The 18,777-nt window shown below is 73.3% G+C and carries 17 protein-coding genes and 1 pseudogene; 9 read left to right on the plus strand and 9 right to left on the minus strand.

Annotated features, from left to right (window positions below; all coding sequences use genetic code 11):
• Positions 1 to 122: 122 nt before the first annotated feature.
• Complete coding sequence (locus tag LRS74_RS18580; RefSeq protein ID WP_277742046.1) at positions 123 to 1,754, minus strand: M4 family metallopeptidase; 1,632 nt, start codon at positions 1,752 to 1,754, stop codon at positions 123 to 125.
• 433 nt (positions 1,755 to 2,187) lie between these two features.
• Here LRS74_RS18580 and LRS74_RS18585 point away from each other — a divergent pair, with 433 nt between their 5' ends.
• Both LRS74_RS18585 and LRS74_RS18590 read left to right on the plus strand, forming a co-directional pair.
• Positions 2,188 to 2,412, plus strand: a complete 225-nt coding sequence (locus LRS74_RS18585; RefSeq protein ID WP_277742047.1) for a hypothetical protein — start codon at positions 2,188 to 2,190, stop codon at positions 2,410 to 2,412.
• Between the two features lie 74 nt (positions 2,413 to 2,486).
• Positions 2,487 to 2,741 carry a hypothetical protein gene (locus tag LRS74_RS18590; protein WP_144386455.1) on the plus strand — a complete coding sequence of 85 codons (255 nt, stop codon included), beginning with the start codon at positions 2,487 to 2,489 and terminating at the stop codon, positions 2,739 to 2,741.
• A 70-nt stretch (positions 2,742 to 2,811) separates the two neighbouring features.
• Here the strand turns inward: LRS74_RS18590 and LRS74_RS18595 are convergent, their stop codons facing one another.
• Positions 2,812 to 3,387 carry a TerD family protein gene (locus LRS74_RS18595; RefSeq protein ID WP_277742048.1) on the minus strand — a complete coding sequence of 192 codons (576 nt, stop codon included), beginning with the start codon at positions 3,385 to 3,387 and terminating at the stop codon, positions 2,812 to 2,814.
• A gap of 195 nt (positions 3,388 to 3,582) precedes the next feature.
• Here LRS74_RS18595 and arfB point away from each other — a divergent pair, with 195 nt between their 5' ends.
• Both arfB and LRS74_RS18605 read left to right on the plus strand, forming a co-directional pair.
• Positions 3,583 to 4,011: an alternative ribosome rescue aminoacyl-tRNA hydrolase ArfB gene (gene arfB / locus LRS74_RS18600; protein WP_277742049.1), complete on the plus strand. Its 429-nt coding sequence runs from the start codon at positions 3,583 to 3,585 to the stop codon at positions 4,009 to 4,011.
• 211 nt (positions 4,012 to 4,222) lie between these two features.
• On the plus strand, positions 4,223 to 5,095 hold the full coding sequence (locus tag LRS74_RS18605) for a hypothetical protein (protein WP_277742050.1): 873 nt from the start codon (positions 4,223 to 4,225) through the stop codon (positions 5,093 to 5,095).
• 124 nt (positions 5,096 to 5,219) lie between these two features.
• Here LRS74_RS18605 and LRS74_RS18610 read toward each other — a convergent pair whose 3' ends face one another.
• Positions 5,220 to 5,756: a flavin reductase family protein gene (locus LRS74_RS18610; RefSeq protein ID WP_277742051.1), complete on the minus strand. Its 537-nt coding sequence runs from the start codon at positions 5,754 to 5,756 to the stop codon at positions 5,220 to 5,222.
• Between the two features lie 409 nt (positions 5,757 to 6,165).
• Between LRS74_RS18610 and cdgB the strand changes: the two genes are divergently transcribed.
• Both cdgB and LRS74_RS18620 read left to right on the plus strand, forming a co-directional pair.
• The gene (gene cdgB, locus LRS74_RS18615; RefSeq protein WP_277742052.1) at positions 6,166 to 7,839 is read left to right on the plus strand and encodes a diguanylate cyclase CdgB; all 1,674 of its coding nucleotides are present in this window, start codon (positions 6,166 to 6,168) and stop codon (positions 7,837 to 7,839) included.
• Between the two features lie 117 nt (positions 7,840 to 7,956).
• Complete coding sequence (locus tag LRS74_RS18620) at positions 7,957 to 8,997, plus strand: carbohydrate-binding protein (RefSeq protein WP_277742053.1); 1,041 nt, start codon at positions 7,957 to 7,959, stop codon at positions 8,995 to 8,997.
• A gap of 64 nt (positions 8,998 to 9,061) precedes the next feature.
• Here LRS74_RS18620 and LRS74_RS18625 read toward each other — a convergent pair whose 3' ends face one another.
• The 5 genes and pseudogenes from LRS74_RS18625 to LRS74_RS18645 form a co-directional block, all read right to left on the minus strand.
• The gene (locus LRS74_RS18625) at positions 9,062 to 9,913 is read right to left on the minus strand and encodes a class II fructose-bisphosphate aldolase (protein WP_277742054.1); all 852 of its coding nucleotides are present in this window, start codon (positions 9,911 to 9,913) and stop codon (positions 9,062 to 9,064) included.
• Between the two features lie 87 nt (positions 9,914 to 10,000).
• Positions 10,001 to 10,951, minus strand: coding sequence for a 1-phosphofructokinase family hexose kinase (locus LRS74_RS18630; protein WP_277742055.1), 951 nt, complete (start codon positions 10,949 to 10,951; stop codon positions 10,001 to 10,003).
• A 153-nt stretch (positions 10,952 to 11,104) separates the two neighbouring features.
• Complete coding sequence (nagA, locus tag LRS74_RS18635; protein WP_277742056.1) at positions 11,105 to 12,313, minus strand: N-acetylglucosamine-6-phosphate deacetylase; 1,209 nt, start codon at positions 12,311 to 12,313, stop codon at positions 11,105 to 11,107.
• Between the two features lie 191 nt (positions 12,314 to 12,504).
• Positions 12,505 to 13,422 (minus strand): annotated as a pseudogene (locus tag LRS74_RS18640) (ROK family protein); the annotation flags it as partial.
• Positions 13,423 to 13,619: 197 nt separating this feature from the next.
• Positions 13,620 to 14,522 (minus strand): sugar isomerase, encoded by a 903-nt coding sequence (locus LRS74_RS18645; RefSeq protein ID WP_277744815.1) that lies wholly within the window; start codon positions 14,520 to 14,522, stop codon positions 13,620 to 13,622.
• A gap of 564 nt (positions 14,523 to 15,086) precedes the next feature.
• Here LRS74_RS18645 and LRS74_RS18650 point away from each other — a divergent pair.
• The 3 genes from LRS74_RS18650 (at position 15,087) to otsB (ending at position 17,810) form a co-directional block, all read left to right on the plus strand.
• Positions 15,087 to 16,367: an extracellular solute-binding protein gene (locus LRS74_RS18650; protein WP_347178199.1), complete on the plus strand. Its 1,281-nt coding sequence runs from the start codon at positions 15,087 to 15,089 to the stop codon at positions 16,365 to 16,367.
• An 82-nt stretch (positions 16,368 to 16,449) separates the two neighbouring features.
• Positions 16,450 to 16,803 carry a DUF3263 domain-containing protein gene (locus LRS74_RS18655; protein WP_277742059.1) on the plus strand — a complete coding sequence of 118 codons (354 nt, stop codon included), beginning with the start codon at positions 16,450 to 16,452 and terminating at the stop codon, positions 16,801 to 16,803.
• A gap of 143 nt (positions 16,804 to 16,946) precedes the next feature.
• The gene (otsB, locus tag LRS74_RS18660; RefSeq protein ID WP_277742060.1) at positions 16,947 to 17,810 is read left to right on the plus strand and encodes a trehalose-phosphatase; all 864 of its coding nucleotides are present in this window, start codon (positions 16,947 to 16,949) and stop codon (positions 17,808 to 17,810) included.
• Between the two features lie 15 nt (positions 17,811 to 17,825).
• On the opposite strand, the gene LRS74_RS18665 is transcribed toward otsB, so the two are convergent.
• Positions 17,826 to 18,665: an endonuclease/exonuclease/phosphatase family protein gene (locus tag LRS74_RS18665; protein ID WP_277744816.1), complete on the minus strand. Its 840-nt coding sequence runs from the start codon at positions 18,663 to 18,665 to the stop codon at positions 17,826 to 17,828.
• Between the last annotated feature and the right edge of the window lie 112 nt (positions 18,666 to 18,777).

An 18,777-nucleotide genomic window follows, 5' to 3' on the forward strand; every position in this document is an offset into this window, starting at 1 on the left:
GGGTGGCGCGGGGCGGCACGAGCGAAACGGGCCGCACCCGGGGGTGGAGGGTGCGGCCCGCTGCGCGGTGGGGGCTCGCGAGGGGAGGCACTACCCCGCGGCCGCCTCGGAGGATCCGGCGATCACTTCACGTTGATGGCGGTCCAGGTCGCCGCCACCGCCTTGTACTCGGCGCTGCTGGAGCCGTACAGGTCGGCCGCCGCCTTCAGGGTGCCGGTGCGGGCCGCCTTGTAGTTGGTGGTCGAGGTGAAGTACGTGGTCAGCGCCTTGTACCAGATCTTGGTGGCCTTGTCCCGGCCGATGCCGGTGATCCGGGAGCCGTCGTAGGTCGGGCTGTTGTAGCTGACGCCGTTGATGGTCTTGGCGCCGCTGCCCTCGCTCAGCAGGTAGTAGAAGTGGTTGGCCGGGCCGGAGGAGTAGTGCACGTCGACGCCGCCCAGACCGCTGTACCAGTAGTCCTTGGACGCGCCGTCCTTGCTCGGCTTGTCCTGGTAGCGCAGCGGGGTGCCGTCGCCGTTGATGTCGATCTTCTCGCCGATGAGGTAGTCACCGGGGTCGGAGGAGTTGTCGGAGTGGAACTCCGTGGCGGTGGCGAAGATGTCCGAGGTCGCCTCGTTCAGGCCGCCCGACTCACCGCTGTAGCGCAGGCCCGCGGTGTTGGAGGTGACGCCGTGGGTGAGCTCGTGCGCGGCCACGTCCAGCGAGGTGAGCGGGTTGGCGTTGCCGTCGCCGTCGCCGTAGGTCATGCAGAAGCAGCTGTCGTCCCAGAACGCGTTGACGTAGTTCTGGCCGTAGTGGACCCGGCTGTAGGCGGCCTTGCCGTCGTTCTTGATGCCGTTGCGGCCCAGCACGGTCTTGTAGAAGTCCCAGGTGGCCGCGTGGCCGTAGGCCGCGTCCACGGCCGCGTTCTGCCGGCCGCCGCCCCACACGTCGTCGGCGTCGGTGAACAGGCTGCCGGTGCCCGAGGTGCGCTGGTTGAGGTCGTACGTCTTGTGACCGCCGCGCGCGCCGTCGGTGAGGTTGTAGGTCGAGCCGCTCTTGGTGGTGGTCAGCGGCACGGTGCCGTTGTAGTCGCCGGTGCCGGTGCCGGTCTCGATCCGCTCGTCGCTGAAGATCTTCTTGCCGGTGGCGGCGTCGGTGATGACGTGCAGTCGGCTCGGCGTGCCGTCGTGCTGCAGGCCGGTGACCACGGTCTCCCAGGCCAGCACGGGCTTGCCGCCGGCCGCCCAGATCACCTTGCGCGGGGCCTCCTTGGCGTCGGCCTTGCCGGTCTTCCCGGCCGCGGCCTTGAGCGCGGTCTTCTCGGCGCTGGCGGCCGGGACCTTGGCGTCGGTGCCGGACACGGCTATGCGGGCGGTCGTCGCCTTGGTCACGCTGCGGGCGCCGCTCTTCTTCTCGTGCACCACGAGGTCGCCGCCGAGGACCGGGAGTCCGGCGTAGGTGCGCTCGTAGCGGGTGTGGACGGTGCCGTCCGCGTCCTTGACGACGTCACGGACGACCAGCTTCTCCTTGGCCCCGAGCCCCAGGGACTCGGCCTCGGCACCCACCCGGGTCTGCGCCGCCTTGATGGCGGAGGCCCGCTGGTCGGCCGTCAGCAGCAGCGCACTGGCACCCGCGGCGCGGTCCGCACCCGCGTCACGGTCGGGCTGCGCGTTGGCGACGCTCTGGACGCCGACGACCACCATGGCCGCGGAGGCGACGAGGGCGGCGGCGCGGAGGGCGTTCTTGCGAGGGGAGGAAGCGGAAAGTCTCACTCGATCTCCTTGCACGGGGCCGCGAGAGGGCGGCCATGTGGGGGCGGACAGCCCTGGGTGAGGCCGTCCGATGGTGCAGGTGATGCCGATGTGTTCACCGATGCAGCGGCGAACGTCCAGAGACTGACATCGATCGAAGTGATCTGACAGGTTCGTAACAAGAATTTGACTTTTGGCTGTCCGTTACCGGTCGTTACGTGTCCGCTATATGGTGAACAGGCCCTGAAGCGTGGGGACTTATGAAGCGTCAGTTCCGCTTGTGGCGCCGCTGTGCGAGGTCGATCCGGGGCGGTGACGCCGGGTCGGCGGCCGCGCGGTCGCATGTACCGGCGGCGGGGGGAGCGGCCGAAAAGGGTCCCGGCAAATGCCCGCAACCGCTGAGGAACGGTACAGTCCGGCCATATGCCCCAGTAGACCTCTGTGGAGGCACGACGTGGCCGAGCACGGCAACGGTTCCCCGGGACGCCGCGGTGAGTGGACCGACCACCGCTACGCCGACCTGGTCAGGGAGGTACGCCAGCATGCCGTGGCCGCCGCGCGGCACGCCGGCGGCCGCTCCTGCCCGGTCTGCGCCGGACTCGGGGCGGTGGTGATACAGCGCGCGGGCAAGCCCTTCAGTCTGCCCTGTATCGCCTGTTCCGTTCCGCGGGCGTCCTAGGAGCGACCCCTATCCGGGTGATTCGGATGGGATGCGGGAGGACTCCTGAGGCGGCTCGCGTACCCTGCGCCGCGATGACCGAATTCGTAGACGAAGCCCGCTCCCGCACCGCGCGCCTGCTTCGGATGGCCGCAACCGAGGACGGCCGCACGCGGGCGCGGATCATCGAGTACGCGGACACCACCCCCGAGCCGCCGCTGATGGGGCGCGACGGGATCCGCACCACCGGCTGCCCCCGCTGCCGCCGCACCATGTGGTGGCAGCGCGACGCCGGCGGGCCGCTCTGGGTGTGCGCGTCCTGCGGGCACGTACAGGACCCGGGGCCGTGAGAACGAGCGAGGGCCGCCCCTCGGAAGGGGCGGCCCTCGGTCATGGCCGGGACGCGGCGCGGGTCGTCCGTCAGACGTTGACGCCGAAGTCCTTGGCGATGCCCGCGAGGCCCGAGGCGTAGCCCTGGCCGACCGCGCGGAACTTCCACTCGGCACCGTGGCGGTACAGCTCGCCGAAGACCATGGCGGTCTCGGTGGCGGCGTCCTCGCTCAGGTCGTAGCGGGCGATCTCGGCGCCGCCGGCCTGGTTGAGGATGCGGATGTAGGCGTTGCGCACCTGGCCGAAGTTCTGGCTGCGCGACTCGGCGTCGTAGATGGAGACCGGGAAGACGATCTTCTCGATCTCGACCGGGAGGCCCGCCAGGTTGACGGTGATCTGCTCGTCGTCGCCCTCGCCCTGGCCGGTGAGGTTGTCACCGGTGTGCACGATGGTCTGGTCCGGCGTGGACTTGTTGTTGAAGAAGATGAAGTGCTGGTCGGAGTGGACCCGGCCGCCCGCGTTGACCGCGATGGCGCTCGCGTCGAGGTCGAAGTCGGTGCCGGTGGTGGTGCGGACGTCCCAGCCGAGGCCGACGGTGACGGCGGTCAGGCCCGGTGCCTCCTTGGTGAGGGAGACGTTGCCGCCCTTGGACAGGCTTACAGCCATGGGGAGTCCCTTTCATGGTCGAGTCGTCGGGCTTCGTACTCCGGACGAAGCTACCGTCACCCTGCTCAACGCGAACGAGGGACCACGAGGTTCCAGCTCTCTTTACTTTCTTTGCCGAATCCTGATGCCGGCCGCCCACGGGGGCCGAGCGGAATTGGGGTGACGGGGTCCGCGGGGCGCGGGATCATAGGTGTCATGTCCGGGCCCTACGTCATCCGTGGCTCGGTCTCCCTGCCGGAGGCCGAGCTCATGTGGCGTTTCTCGCGCTCCTCCGGGCCCGGCGGCCAGCACGTCAACACCAGCGACAGCCAGGTGGAGCTCCGCTTCGACCTCGCGGCGACCGAGGCGCTCCCGGAGGTGTGGAAGCGGCGTGCCCTGGAGCGACTCGCCGGCCGGCTGGTCGACGGCGTGGTGTCCGTACGGGCGTCCGAGCACCGCTCCCAGTGGCGCAACCGGGAGACGGCGCTGGTCCGGCTGGCCTCGCTGCTGGCGGAGGCGACCGCCCCGCCGCCCAAGCCGCGCCGCCCCACCCGCGTCCCGCGGGGCATCAACGAGCGACGGCTCCGGGAGAAGAAACAGCGCGCCGAGACGAAGCGCGGCCGTAGCGGTCGCGACTGGGGCTGAGCGACCCGTTCGCCCGCGCCCCCGCTCGGGGGCCGGCGGCGCGTCCGGGGGCACGGCCCGCTCGGCGGGGCGCCCGCTCCCGCTCGGCCTCGTTCCGTTGCTGCATTCCGGTGTGTTTTGCCGCCGTGTCGGCTTGGTGTGCCCGCCTCGCTACTGATTGTCCGTTAAGTGGAGATAACGGAAATTAATCCGATCTCAGTGAGGTGGCGTCATGCTCCATTCCATTCCTCGGGGACTCGCTGCCGCGAGCATCGCGGTGGCGATCGCAGCGGGCCCGATGACCGGTGCGGCCTTCGCGGCGTCCGCTCCCGCCGCCGCGCCGTCCGTCGCGGCCCACGACTGCGACTCCAGCTCCAGCAAGTCCGAGAAGAAGGACAGCAAGAAGCGCACGGGCGACAACTGCGACAACGGGAACAACAACAACCACGACTACAACAACAACCACCACTACAACAACAACGGCCACAACGGGCGCGACGACGACCGTGAGTACAACCACTACCACCACTACTTCCACCACTACGACAAGGGTCGCCACGACAACGGCCACCGTGGCTTCGACTGGAAGGACGTCATCAAGTACGCGCTGATCGGCCACCACGGGGGCGGCTTCGGCGGCCACGGGCACAAGGGTGGTTACGGCGGCTTCGGCCACAACGGCGGCTGCGGCGACAACGGCTACGGCGGCTTCGGCCACCACGGCGGCAACGGCGGCCACAACGGTGGTCACGGCGGCTACGGCGGCTACGGCCACAACGGCGGCGGCAACGGCGGCCACAACGGCGGCCACAACGGCGGCTACGGTGGCAACGGTGGTTACGGCGGCAACGGTGGCTACGGCGACAAGAGCGGCTACCGCCACGGCGACGGCAACCACGATGACAACGGCAACGGCAACCACTACAACGGCAACAACCACAACGGCAACCACCACAACGGCAACGACCACAACGGCGGCCGCGGGGACTACGGCGGCTTCGGCGGTCACCGGGGCGACTACGGTCACCACGACGACGACAACGGCGGCTGCGAGTTCAGCATCACCAAGAACGCCCTCGGCGGTCTGTTCGCCGTGAACTTCTAGTCCGCGTCATCTGGTCGGCATCACCCCCCGGATCGTCCGGTCGTCGGACGGTCCGGGGGTGTTCCCCCTCCGGCCGTCGCCGGCCGGCCGACGCCCGGCCCGTCGGCTCCGGCCGTCGCCGGGATCAGTCCAGGGTGCGGTAGCGCCCGCGGAAGTACATCAGGGGCCCGCCCTCCGCGCTCGGCGTGGCGGCCGTGAGCACCCGGCCGACGACCAGCGTGTGATCGCCGGCGGTCACCCGCTGCTCGGTGCGGCACTCCAGGGTGGCCAGCGCCCCACCCACCAGCGGGGCCCCCGAGGCCGCGCCGCGCGTGGTGGTGAGGTCCTGGAAGAGCAGCCGGTCGCTGATCCGGCCCTTCATGGCGAAGCGCCCCGCCACCTGGCGCTGGCTCTCGGCGAGGATCGAGACCGCCCACAGCGGCTGCCGGGACAGCAGCTCCTCCATCCGCGACTCGTTGCGCACGCTCACCATCACCAGCGGCGGGTCGAGCGACACGGACAGGAACGCGGTCGCGGTCATTCCGACGTCCTCGCCGCTGGGACCGTCCTCGGGGTCGTGCGCGGTCACCAACACCACGCCCGCGGCCAGCCGCGACAGCGCGGCACGGAACTCGTCGTCGCTCACACCCTCAGCATGGGGCACGGCGGACTCGGTGGTCATGGAAGGCGCGGTCGGAAACACACCGGCACGCTAGCCCGGCCCGGCGCCGCGGCGCATCGGCCCCCGGTACCAGTCGGGGCGTAGGTCTTCCGGAGGAGCGGGGCGCGGCGACGGTTGCCGGGAGTCACCACGGGCCGTCGGGGAGCGGTCGCGAAGGAGCCGGGGGAGCGCTCGGAGGGTGCCCAAGGGGGAGGCTGCCTCCCTATTTGCCCTATTTGCGTTCAGGAAAACTGGGAGCGCTCACATAACGCCCTGCCAGGCATCGAACACGCACTGTGACATGAGTCACAGCGGGGGGTAATTGTTGACCCTGTGTACCTGGCGAGCAGCTCGCTGTGATTCAGTGGCGAGGGCAATCGGAGGACAAGAAGCCAGGAGTTGCTGTCGAGGTCTCGGGGGAGAGCGCGTGATGGAGACCGAGTCGGAGCCGTACATCCGCCTAGCGACGCTGCGGCAGCTGCATCAAGTGGTCGCCGATCTGAATACCGCGCGCAGCCTGGCCGACACCCTGCAGACCGTCGCCGACGGCATCATCGCCGGGCTCGGCTACGAGCTGTCGGCCGTCAACCTGGTCCGCCCCGACGGTGATCTCGTCGTCGCCGCGGTGGCCGGCAGTCCCGGCGCCGAAGCCCTGATGGCGGGCCGGGTCGGCTCTCGGACCTCGTGGGAGCGGCGGCTCGCGATGGGCGACCGCTGGGGTGATCTCCGCTTCATCCCGTACACCGAGGGCTGGGTGCTGGACGACGACGACGTGCCGCAGTGGCACAGCCCCGGACCCGCGCCGCGGTTCGCCGACGAGTGGCACCCCATGGACCGGCTCTTCGCCCCGATGTACGCGCAGGGCGCCTCCGGCGGCGAACTCATCGGCGTCATCTCCGTCGACAAGCCGCGCAACGGGCGCCGACCCGGCGCGTGGGGGCGCGAGGCGTTGCAGATGTACGCCTTCCACGCCGCCATTGCGATCGGCAACGCCCGACTGCGCGCAAACATGCAGCGCGCCCTGGTCCGGCTGGAGCGGGAGCAGCAGGCGCTGCGGGCCAGCGAGGAGAGCTTCCGGCAGGCCTTCGAGTACGCGCCCAGCGGCATGGCGATCGCCGAGATGGGCGGCGACCAGCACGGCCGGCTGCTGCGCACCAACGACGCGCTGTGCCGGCTGTTGGGCCGCCCCGCCTCCGTGATGCGCCGCTACTCCTTCTCCGACCTGGTCCACCCGGAGGACATCGGCACGCTGCTGCGCACCTCCGCCGAGGGGGGCCGCGCCGAGCTGCGGCTGGCGCGCCGGGACGGCACCTATGTCTGGGTGTCGCTGCGGAACTCGGTGGTGGCCGACGCCGCCGACGGGCCGCGGTTCCTGCTCACCCACGTCGAGGACATCGAGGAGCGCAAGCGGCACGAGCTGCAACTGGCCCACCGGGCCAGCCATGACTCGCTGACCGGCCTGCCGAACAGCGCCGAGCTGCGCGCCCGGCTCGGCGCCCGGCTGTGCGCCCATCCGCCCATGCCGCCCGGCGACCCCTCCGCGCCCACCCTCGACGCCACCATCACCGGACCCGCCGGGCTGCCCGACGAGGGCGACCACGGCTTCGGCGTGGACGGCTTCACCCACGGCGGTCCGCTCGCCGACGGCGGCCCCTTCGACCACCATGTGCACACCTACGCCCCCGACGAGGACGTCGACGACGGCCGCAAGGGGCTCGCGGTGCTCTTCTGCGACCTCGACGGCTTCAAGTCGATCAACGACCGGTTCGGGCACCACACCGGTGACGCGGTCCTCATCGAGGTGGCCCGTCGGCTCAGCGACGGGGTGCGCGAGGGCGACACCGTCGCCCGACTCGGCGGTGACGAGTTCGTCGTCCTCGCCGACGGCCTGGGCCGGGCCGACGCGGCGGACCTGGCGGTCCGGCTGCGCAACGCGATCATCCCGCCCATCCGGGTGGACGGACGGGCGGTGCGGGTCGGCGCCAGCTTCGGCATCAGTTGGGCGGGCTGCGGCATGTCCGCCGAAGAGGTGCTGCAATCCGCTGACCAGCGGATGTACCGGGAGAAGCGATCCCGCTCCCGGGACCGGCGGCGGGCCGGCTGAGCTCCGCGACCGCAAGACGATCACTGCTGACCGGCATACCGTCACCGGATGGCGGTAGGCTCCGCGCATACGTGCCAGGGGGCTGATGGCCATACGCATTGGGGAGTGACGAGAGGCATGACCGCCGGCAACAACGGGAACGGCGCGGACACGCCGGAGAACGACGACCCGTTCGCCTACCTCTATCGCCAGGACGATGACGGGACCGGCCAGGGGGGCCAGCCGCAGCGCACCGGAGGCTACGGCTACCCCGGCCCCGGCACGCCACCCCAGCCCGGCGTTCCCCGCACCTCGTACAACCACGTCCGCGCGGTGGGCGAACGGACCTATGGCGGCCAGCAGGGTTACGCCCAGCAGCCCCCGACGTACGGTCAGCAGGGCCATGGCCAGCAGGGATACGGCCAGCAGGGTTACGGCCAGCAGGGATACGGCGCCCAGCGCAACGCCCACTACGCCGCTCCCGAAACCCTCCCGGGGGGTGCCCCCCGTCAGCCCGGCCCGCCCGCCGGCGGCCGCGGCTCCGGCGGCGGCCGCGGGCCGAACATCAAGGGCCTGCTCATCGGGGCGATAGCCGTCGTCGCCGTGGTCGTCACCGGCATCGGCGTGGCGATACTGACCAACGGGGACGACAAGAAGAAGGAACAGGCGAACGAGGAGACCACGGAGCCGACGGGCGCGGCGAGCGTCCAGCCGAAGGAGCCCTCGGGGAAGCCGTCCCAGAAGCCCGCGCCGCTGCCGACTGACGACGCGTCGGGGCTCACCCTGGCCGGCGGGGCGGCCGTGGCCAGCGACATCAAGGGCGCCCAGGCCAAGGGCGGCACATACGTGGGGGGCTTCAACCAGGTCGGGGCCTCGGCCACCTGGAGCCTGGACGTTCCGGACTCCGGGAAGTACACGCTGTTCGTCGGCTACGGCGTCCCGGGCAAGGACGCCAGCTCGACCCTCACCGTCAACGGCGAGGCCCGTACCCAGTCGCTGAACCTGAAGAACTGGGCCAACGCGGGCGAGGGCCAGTGGGACAAGGGGTGGACCCACTCCTATGCCTGGATCGAGCTCAACAAGGGCACGAACACCGTCAAGATCTCCTGCGAGCAGGGCGACAAGTGTGACTTCAACCTCGACCAGGTGTGGATGAAGACCGGTCATGTGACCAAGTGACCCCGCCCCTCGGTAGACGCCGACGGCCCGCCGCGAACGCGGCGGGCCGTCGCGGCGTCCGGGGTCAGGGCGCGACGGACAGCACCCCCAGGAAGTGCGCCACCGTGCGGGCCATCGCCTCGCGGGCCGGGGCGAGATATCGGCGGGGGTCCACGGTGGTGGGGTCGGACTCCAGGAAGGCGCGCACGGCGGCGGTGTAGGCGGCGTTGAGGGCCGTGCCCACATTGATCTTGGACATGCCGGCGGCGACGGCACGGCGGAGTTCGGGGTCGGGGACGCCGGAGGAGCCGTGCAGGACGAGGGGGACCGGGACGGCGGCGCGCAGCCGGGTGATCAGGGCGCGGTCCAGGGCCGCGGTGCGTTCGGTCATCGCGTGGGAGCTGCCGACGGCGACGGCCAGGGCGTCGACGCCGGTGGCCGCCACATAGGCCGCGGCCTCGGCCGGATCGGTCCGTACGCCCGGGGTGTGCGCATCGAGTGCCGGGCCTTTGCCGCCCACGCGGCCCAGCTCCGCCTCGACCCAGATGTCCCGCTCATGGCCCCAACGGACGGCCTCGGCGGTGGCCTTGACATTGGCGTCGTACGGCAGCGCCGAGGCGTCGTACATGACGGAGCCGAAGCCGGCGGCATGGGCGGCGCGGAGCAGCTCGACGCTCTCCACATGGTCCAGATGGAGCGCGAGGGGCGCTCTGGAGGCGTGGGCGACGGCGGTCGCGGCGGCGGCGACGGGGGCCAGCCGGCCGCCGTGGAACCTCACCGCGTTCTCGGATATCTGGAGGATGGCGGGGACCCCGGCGGCCTCCGCGCCGGCGGCGATGGCCTCGGCGTGCTCCAGCGTGATGACGTTGAACGCGGCGACCCCGTGGCCGCGGGCGTGGGCGGTGCGGACGAGCTCCGCGGTGCGGACGAGTGTCATGACGGTCGGAACCCCATTCCGGGCCGCACGCGGCCCTGACGGCTTACGCGTTCGTCTGCTCGTTGCTCCCCCGCGCCGGCAGTGCCGCTACGCCACCGCCGGGTGCTCGGTGATCCGTATGTGCGGCAGCGCCTCTTCGTAGGTGGCCCGGTCGAACTCGCCGGCCGCGGGCGCGCGGACCGTCGCCGCCGCCAGCGCGACCGCGCGGGCCAGCCGGTGCGGCCAGGACAACCCCTCGACCAGGCCGGACAGCAGCCCGGCGACGGCCGAGTCGCCGGCGCCGGTCGGATTGCCGGCCAGCCGGCGCGGCGGGGTGGCGCGCCAGGCGGTGTCGGCGGTGACGGCGAGCATGCCGTCGGCGCCGAGGGAGGCGGCGACCGCGCGCGCCCCACGCCGCCGGGCGTCGCGCGCCGCCCGCACCGGCTCGGTGGAGCCGGTCAGCCCGGCCAGCTCGTCGGCGTTGGGCTTCACGATGTCGGGACGGGCGGCGATGCCGCGCCGCAGCGGCTCGCCGCTGGTGTCCAGCAGCACCGGCACGCCGGCGGAGCGCGCGTCCCGGACCAGTTGCGCGTACATCCCCACCGGCACCCCGGGCGGCAGGCTGCCGCACAGCGCGACCGCCGCCGCCTCGCGCAGCAGCCGCCCGTAGCTCTCGGTGAAGTCGGACCACTCGGCGGAGGTGACCGGCGGCCCCGGCTCGTTGAGCTGGGTGGTGTCGCCGGTGTGGGCGTCCACGACGCCCACGGTGCGCCGGGTGGCGCCGGCTATCGGCAGCAGCGCGTCGGTGATCCTGCCCCGGAGCGTGCCGGCCGCGCCGAGGGCGGCCAGCTGGGCGCGCAGCGCGCCGCCGGTCGGGCCGCCGGCGAAGCCGGTGACGACGGTGTCGTGGCCGAGCGCGGCCAGCACCCGGGCGACGTTCAGCCCCTTGCCGCCGGGCCGCTCGACGACCTCGGCGACGCGGTGCGTGGTGTGCGGGCGCAGCCGGGGGACGCGGTAGGTGATGTCGAGGGCGGCGTTGAGCGTGACCGTGAGGATCACCGTGGCAACCCCTTCTTCCCTGGCTCTGCGGCGCTGCGTGTCACTCGACGTCAGACCTGCGATGGCGCTGTGCGTGCGTGCGTCAGCGATCATGCCATCGGGTAGGGCCGCGGGCGACCCCTCGGGCGGCCCCTCTTACGGCATGGCGGGAAGTCAGCCCTTGCCCGGCTCGATGACCCAGTCGCCCTTCCGCATCACGCCGACGAGCGCGAACGTGTCGTCCAGGACGACGAGGTCCGCGTCCTTGCCGGCCTCCAGCGAGCCGACCCGGTCGGCCACGCCGAGGACGCGGGCGGGGGTGGCCGACAGGGCGCGCGTCGCCTGCTCCACCGTCAGGCCGTCGACGGTCACGGCCCGCTGGAAGGCGTGGTCCAGGGTGAGCGTGGAACCGGCGATCGAACCGGCCGTCGGCCCGTCGCTGATCCGGGCCACCCCGTCCTTGACCTCGACCCGCATCGGACCGAGCGGGTAGATCCCGTCGCTCATGCCGGCCGCGCCCATGGCGTCGGTGATGAAGGCGACGCGGTCCGCGCCCGCGCGGTGGAACGCCAGCTCCAGCACGGCCGGGTGCAGATGCGTGCCGTCGTTGATCAGCTCCACGGTGACCCGCTCGTCCTCCAGCAGCGCGGCGATCGGCCCCGGCGCGCGGTGCAGCAGCGAGGGCATCGCGTTGAAGAGGTGGGTGGCCACGGTCGCGCCCGCCTCGACGGCCTCGGCGGTGGCCGCGTAGTCGGAGTCGGTGTGGCCGACGGCGGCGATGACCCCGTGGTCGGCCAGCAGTCGTACGGAGTCCAGCCCGCCGGGCAGTTCGGGGGCGAGCGTCATCATCTTCGCCGTGCCGCGCGCCGCGTCGACGAGTTTGCGGACGTCGGCGGGGTCCGGGTCGCGCAGCAGCGACGGCTGGTGGGCGCCGCAGCGGTGCGGGGAGATGAACGGGCCCTCGAAGTGCAGTCCGGCCAACTCGCCCTGCTCGACCAGCTCGGACAGGGCCGCCGCCTGCCGGGCGAGGTCGTCGAGGTCGCCGGTGACGGTGGAGGCGAGCATGGTCGTGGTGCCGTGCCGGCGGTGGGTGCCGATGGCGGTGAGGGCCTCGTCGGCGGTGCCGGCGGAGAAGGAGGCGCCACCGCCGCCGTGCACATGCATGTCGACGAAGCCGGGGACGAGCCAGTGGCCGCTGAGGTCACGGGCGTCCGTGGTCGGCTCGACGCCGGCCCGTGCGCCCTCGGGGCGCGCGTCCTCGACCCGGGCGTCCTCGGCCTGGGCGGCGACGATCCGGGATCCCTCGACGGTGATCCGGCCGTTGTCGACGACACCGGTGGGGAGCACCACGCGGGCACCTGCGAGAACCGTTCTGGGGGCCATCAGGCGGTTACCTCCGTGGATGGGTGGGTTTCGAGGGATGCGGTGGTGGGGCGGGGGGAGGGCGACCGTTCGGCCGGGGCGCCCGGTGCGGCCCGGCCGCTGTCGCCGTCCTCGGCGGCCGGGGCGGGCGCGGTGGTCGCGGTGGGCCGCGTCGCCGCGGGCTCCGTGGCCCCGCCGGGCTCCGTGTCCGCGGTGGAGACCAGATCCCAGGCGAGCAGCCCGGCGCCCAGGCAGCCGGCGGTGTCGCCGAGGGCCGCGGGCACGATCTCCGGGACCTTCTGGAAGGTCACGCGCGCCGCGACCGCGGCGCGCAGCGGAGCGAAGAGCGTGTCTCCCGCCTCGGCCAGCCCGCCGCCGATGATCAGCGTGCGCGGGTCCAGCAGGGTCAGCCCGATGACCAGGCCGTCGGCGAGGGCGGCGATGGCCTCGTCCCAGACGGCGCGGGCGCGCGGGTCGCCGGACTCGACGGCCTTGGCGCAGTCGGCGGCGTCGGCCTCCGGGTCGCCCCCGGCGGCCGCCCAGGCGCGGCTCACGGCGCCCGCGGAGGCCAGCGTCTCCAGGCAGCCGCGCTGCCCGCAGCCGCAGGCCGGGCCGCCGGGCCGGACCACGATGTGCCCGATCTCGCCGGCGCAGCCGTGCGCGCCGGCCTCGATCCGGCCCCCGATGCCGATCGCGCCGGCGATGCCGGTGCCCAGCGGCATGAAGAGGAAGCGGTCGGCGCCCCTGCCGGCCCCGATCCGCCCCTCGGCGAGCCCGCCGGTCCGTACGTCGTGGCCGAGCGCGACGGGCACCCCGCCGAGCCGCTCGGACAGCAGCGCGCGCATCGGGACGTCGCGCCACCCGAGGTTCGCGGCGTACACCGCGATGCCGCGGGGCTCGTCGACGATCCCCGGCACGGCCACCCCGGCCGCGAGGGCGGACTCCCCGAGGCGGGCCCGCCCGATCTCGGCCAGCTCCGCCGCGAAGTCCAGGATTCCGGCGACCACCGCCTCCGGGCCCCGCTCACGGCCGGTCGGCCGGCGCCCCTCGTACAGCAGCGCACCATCCGCCCCGACCAGGGCTGCCTTCATGCCGGTGCCGCCCACATCGAGGGCGATGACGTGTCTCACGGGTGACAGTGTCGCTCGCCCGTGCGTAAAAGGTCTAGTCCACTATCGGGGGTGTCCCTCGCATGGGGGCGGCCCGCCCCGCGTACGCCCGGCCGCCGGGCGCCGGGCGTCGGGCGTCGGGCGCCGGGCGTCGGGCGTCGGGCGCCGGGCGTCGGGCGCCGGGCGTCGTCCGCGGGGGAGGAGCGTGATCGATACGGCTAGTCGGTGAGGATCACGCTGCGGGTGAGGTTGCGCGGGCGGTCGGGGTCGCAGCCGCGGGCTTCGGCGACGGCCACGGCGAGCCGTTGGGCACGGATCAGGTCGGCCATGGGATCGAGCCCCTTGCCCGGCCTATCGGCCTGGGTCGGTTCCGCCCTCTCGGTCGGTCGCGTCCCCTCGGCCGGTTCCGCCCCCTCGGTCGGTTCGGGCCCCTCGGCCGGGTCGCCGTCCGTCTCGGCGCCCGCCCCCGCCGCGTCGGCGACCAGGGTGCCGCCCGCGCGCGCCACGTCGTCGGCCAGGCCCGCCGGGACCGGGCCGAAGATCCAGGTGACGCGGGTGGGGGCGGTGATGGCGAGGGGGCCGTGGCGGTACTCCATGGCGGGGTAGGACTCGGTCCACGCCCCGGCGGCCTCGCGCATCTTCAGGGCGGCCTCCTGGGCCAGCCCGTAGGTCCAGCCCCGCCCCAGGAAGGTCCACTGGGTGGCGGCGAGCGGCGCCTCGGGCAGCGGGCGGCGCAGCGCCGTCTCCGCGTCGGCCGCGGCCTCGGCGACGGTCGCCACGCCCGCGGGGAGCGGCCCGTGCGCCTCCAGGCCGGCGCGCAGCAGGGCCAGCGCGGTGGTGGCGAAGCGGGTCTGCACCACGGACTCCTCGTCGGCCCAGTCCAGCACCACGACCTCGTCGGCGGCCTTCATGACCGGAGTCTCGGGGTCCGCGGTCAGCGCGGTCGTCGCCGTGCGGCCGCGCACCGCGCCGAGCAACTCCAGGACCTCGGTGGTGGTGCCGGAGCGGGTGATGGCGACCACCCGGTCGTAGGCCCGGCCCACCGGGAACTCCGAGGCCGCGAAGGCGTCCGTCTCGCCCTGTCCGGCGGCCTCGCGCAGCGCCGCGTACGCCTGCGCCATGAACCACGAGGTGCCGCACCCGGTCACCGCCACCCGCTCGCCGGGCAGCGGCAGCCCCCGGGCGGTGGCGGCGGCGGACGCGGCCCGGCGCCAGCACTCCGGCTGGGTGGCGATCTCGCGCGCCGTACGCGAGGCCGAGGACGGAGAGCCGCCCGGAGCGGCGGAAGCGGAAGGGGAACCGGAAGCGGAAGGGGAAGAAGAAACGGCAGCGGAAGGGGGAGCGGAAGGCGCGGCGGCGGACGCGGACTGTTCGACTGCGGTCATCTGTGGCTGCTCCTCGCGTGACGGCTCTACGGGCGCCGCGGCGCGGGTGGCGACGCGACGCTAGGGCGTTACAGGACAAGGGAGTTGGAGCCGGAACCCGGTGCTGTGGGTGGCCCCCACAGCGACGTGGATAGCAGCCCCGTTCGACTCATGGGAAGGCCGGTATCAAAGCGAGATCGGTCATGGTGTAGACCTTGTGTAGGTATGCGGGGGAGACTCGCTACTCGTGCCGGCGTTCTGGAAGCGGAAACTCCGGTAGGGCAAAGGGGACATACAAACCACAAGGTGGGTAGCGGGCAAGTGCAGCGGCGGCGTTTCTTGGGTCTTTCGGCGGCGGGTGCCGCCACGGCGGCGATGGCACCTGCCCTCACGTCCTGCTCGGGCTCCGGTTCCGATTCCGGCAAGGTGACCCTGAAGCTGGTCGCCGCCGACTACGGCGATTCCGCGGCCAACACCTCGCAGAAGTACTGGGACCGGCTGGCGGTCGCCTTCGAGGCCGACCACAAGGACATCACCCTCGACGTCAAGGTCCTGAGCTGGACCGAGGTCGACCGCAGGGTCGCCGAGATGGTCAAGGACGGCGACGCCCCCGACCTGGCCCAGATCGGCGCCTACGCCGACTACGCGGCCGCCGGCAAGCTCTACCGCGCCGACCAGCTGCTCTCCATACCCACCCAGGCGAGCTTCATCAGCTCCGTGGCCCGCGCCGGCGAGGTGCGGCGGGTGCAGTACGGGCTCCCCTTCGTCTCCAGCGCCCGACTGCTCTTCTACAACGAGAAGCTCTTCACCGCCGCCGGCATCAGCTCCCCGCCCGAGTCCTGGGACGAGCTGAAGGCCGCCGCCGTCAAGCTCAAGTCGGCGGGCGTGAAGATCCCGTACGGTCTGCCCCTCGGTCCCGAGGAGGCGCCCGCCGAGACCATGATGTGGATGCTCAGTGGCGGCGGTGGCTACACCGACGCCAACGGTGCCTACACCATCGACTCCGTCGAGAACATCAAGACCTTCGAGTGGCTGCGGGACGAGCTCGTCGGCACCGGCCTGACCGGCCCCGGCTCCCCCAGCCGCACCAACCGCCAGGACGTCTTCGACGCGTTCGTCCGCGGCGAGGTCGGCATGCTCAACGGCCACCCCACGCTGATGAAGCAGGCCGAGGAGGGCGGCGTCAGGTTCGGCACCGCCCCGCTCCCCGGCGTCAACGGCAAGTCCAAGTCAACGATGGGCGTCGCCGACTGGATGATGGCCTTCAACCAGAACGGCAAGCGCCGGGAGATCGGCGCCTTCCTCGACTTCGTCTACACGAAGAAGAACGTCCTGGACTTCACCGGCCAGTACGACCTGCTGCCGGTCACCACCGACGCCTCCGAGACGATGCGCGCGGACGAGGACTTCAAGCCGGTCTGGGAGTTCCTCGACGAGCTGGAGAGCGCCGAGTTCTACCCGGCGGACAAGACCTCCTGGGCGACGGTGAGCAAGTCCATCAAGCAGAAGATCGGCACGGTCGTCGCCAAGGGCGCCGACCCGGCGAGCATCCTGGGCGAGCTCCAGCGCGAGGCGGACACGACGGAGAACTCGAAGCGCTAGGCGGCGACCGCGCGGCCGGCCCCCGCCCCGGGGCCCGGCCCGCCGGGTATGCCCGGTCGGGCGCGGTGGCAAGGTGGAAGACGTGACCGAGAACCAGCCCAGCGAGCCCGACCGGCCCGGCACGTCGCCCGGGGAGCCCCGTTCGTCCGACGACCCCGGGACCCGGCCGGCGGCCCCCGCCGAGGAAGACGCCGAGGGAGGCGCCGACACCGGCGGACTCTCCGAGCGCGACCGGGCGCTGCTCGCCGTGGAGCGGCGCGGCTGGCCCGGCCCCGGCGCCAAGGAACGCGCCATCCGCGAGCGGCTCGGCCTCTCGCCCACCCGCTACTACCAGCTCCTCAACGCCCTCCTGGACGACCCGCGCGCCCTGGCGCACGACCCGGTGACGGTCAATCGCCTCCGCCGCGTCCGCGAGGAGCGCCGGGCCCGCCGCTGAGACGCGGCGCCCACGCGGGCGACCGGGCGAGGTCGACGCCCCCCTGAGACGCGAGGCCACTCGGGCGGCGGGCGCGACGTTCCCGGGGACGGGCCCGCGCGGCCCCGTGTCGCCTCCGGGGCACCGTCGGTAGGGTCGGCCGCATGGGCAGCCACCCTCTCCCCGTACCCGCGACGCCCGCCGGACGGGATGGACTCGCCGCCATCGTCGAGCGGCCGGACCGGGCCGTGATGGCCCTCGACTTCGACGGCACCCTCGCCGAGATCGTCCCCGATCCCGAGCAGGCCCGCGCCCACCCCGACGCCCTCCCCGCCCTCGCCCGGCTGGCCCCCAGGCTGGGCTCCGTCGCCGTGCTCACCGGCCGCCCGGCCGGGGTCGCGGTGCGCTACGGCGGCTTCGCAGGCGTGCCCGGCCTGGAGGGCCTCACCGTGCTCGGCCACTACGGCGCCGAACGCTGGGACGCGGCCAGTGGCGAACTCCGCGCCCCGCCACCCCACCCGGGCGTCGCCGCCGTCCAGGCCGAGCTGCCGGAGGTGCTCGCGCCCGGCGGCCTCGCGGACGGCGCCCGGGTCGAGGACAAGGGCCGCGCCGTCGCGGTGCACACCCGCCGGGCCGCCGACCCCCAGGCCGCCTTCGACCGGCTCCGGGAGCCGCTCCAGCGGCTCGCCGAGCGACACGGGCTGATCGTCGAGCCCGGCCGCTACGTCCTGGAACTACGCCCGCCGGGCATGGACAAGGGCGTCGCCCTCACCGAGTACGTCCGCGAGACCGGCGCCGGCGCGGTCCTCTACGCCGGCGACGACCTCGGCGACCTGGCCGCCTTCGCCGCCGTCGAGGACCTCCGCGCCGACGGCCTCCCCGGTCTGCTGGTGTGCAGCGGCAGCGACGAGGTCACCGAACTCGCCGCCCGCGCCGACCTCGTGGTCGACGGCCCACGCGGCGTCGTCACCCTGCTCACCGCCCTCGCCGACACCCTGGCCCGCGACCAGGCGACGCCCGGCGGCTGAGCCCGGCGCGCCGCCTCACGACGGCAGGGCCAGGTCCGCCACCACGGCGGCGTGGTCGGAGGGCCACAGGCCCGACACGGGGGCGTCGCCGGTGCGGCGGACGGCGCGGACGTGGCCGAGGCCGTCCGGGCCGGGGAGGCCGACGTGGATGTAGTCGATGCGGGCGCTGGGCTCGAAGCCGGCGGCGACATGCGGGTTGGCGCTGTTCCAGGTGACCGCGGGGGCGGCCGGGTCGGCGTACTCCCAGGCGTCCAGCAGGACCTGGCCGGGCACCACGGGCGCGGTGCGGAAGCCGCCGAGGAGACGGATCTCGTCGGAGTCGGGGACGGCGTTGAAGTCGCCGGTCACCACGGGCGGGAAGGCGGTGTCGCCGCTGTGCGAGGCGACGAACTCGGCGAGCGCCGCCACCTGGGCGCACCGCACCGCCGACTCGTGCGGGGCCTGGTTGAGGTGCGCGGTGAAGAACGGCACCCGTGCCCCCGGCGCGGCGATCAGCGTGTGCAGGGCCAGCCGGCCGTCGTCGGCGCCGCCCGCCGTGGGCAGTCGCAGCACGTCGCGGTCGAGGATCGGCCACCGGCTCAGCACCGCGTTGCCGACGTCGAGCGTGTCGTCGCCCACCCGCCGGCGCCAGCGGTCCGGCACCTCGGACGCCGCCCAGGTCCAGGCCCACTCCTCGCCCGGCTCCCGCGACAGCTCGGCCGCCAGCCAGGCCGCCAGGTTCTCGGTGCCGTCCCCCCACACCTCCTGCAGCCCGATGACGTCGGGCCGGGTGGCGCGCAGCACCGTCGCGATCGCCTCGCGCCGCTCCCGCCACGCGCCGAAGCGCCACCACACGTTCCAGGTCAGCACGCGCAGCACGGGCCCACGCCCGGCGCCGGCCGCACCGGTCGAGCCCGCTCTGGCGTCCTCCGCCCCGGCCTCGCCGGCCCCCGCGTCTCCCGCGCCGGCCTCCCCGCCGGTCGCACCG

Origin of the sequence: Streptomyces sp. LX-29 (assembly GCF_029541745.1) — a bacterium.
Lineage (GTDB): Bacteria > Actinomycetota > Actinomycetes > Streptomycetales > Streptomycetaceae > Streptomyces.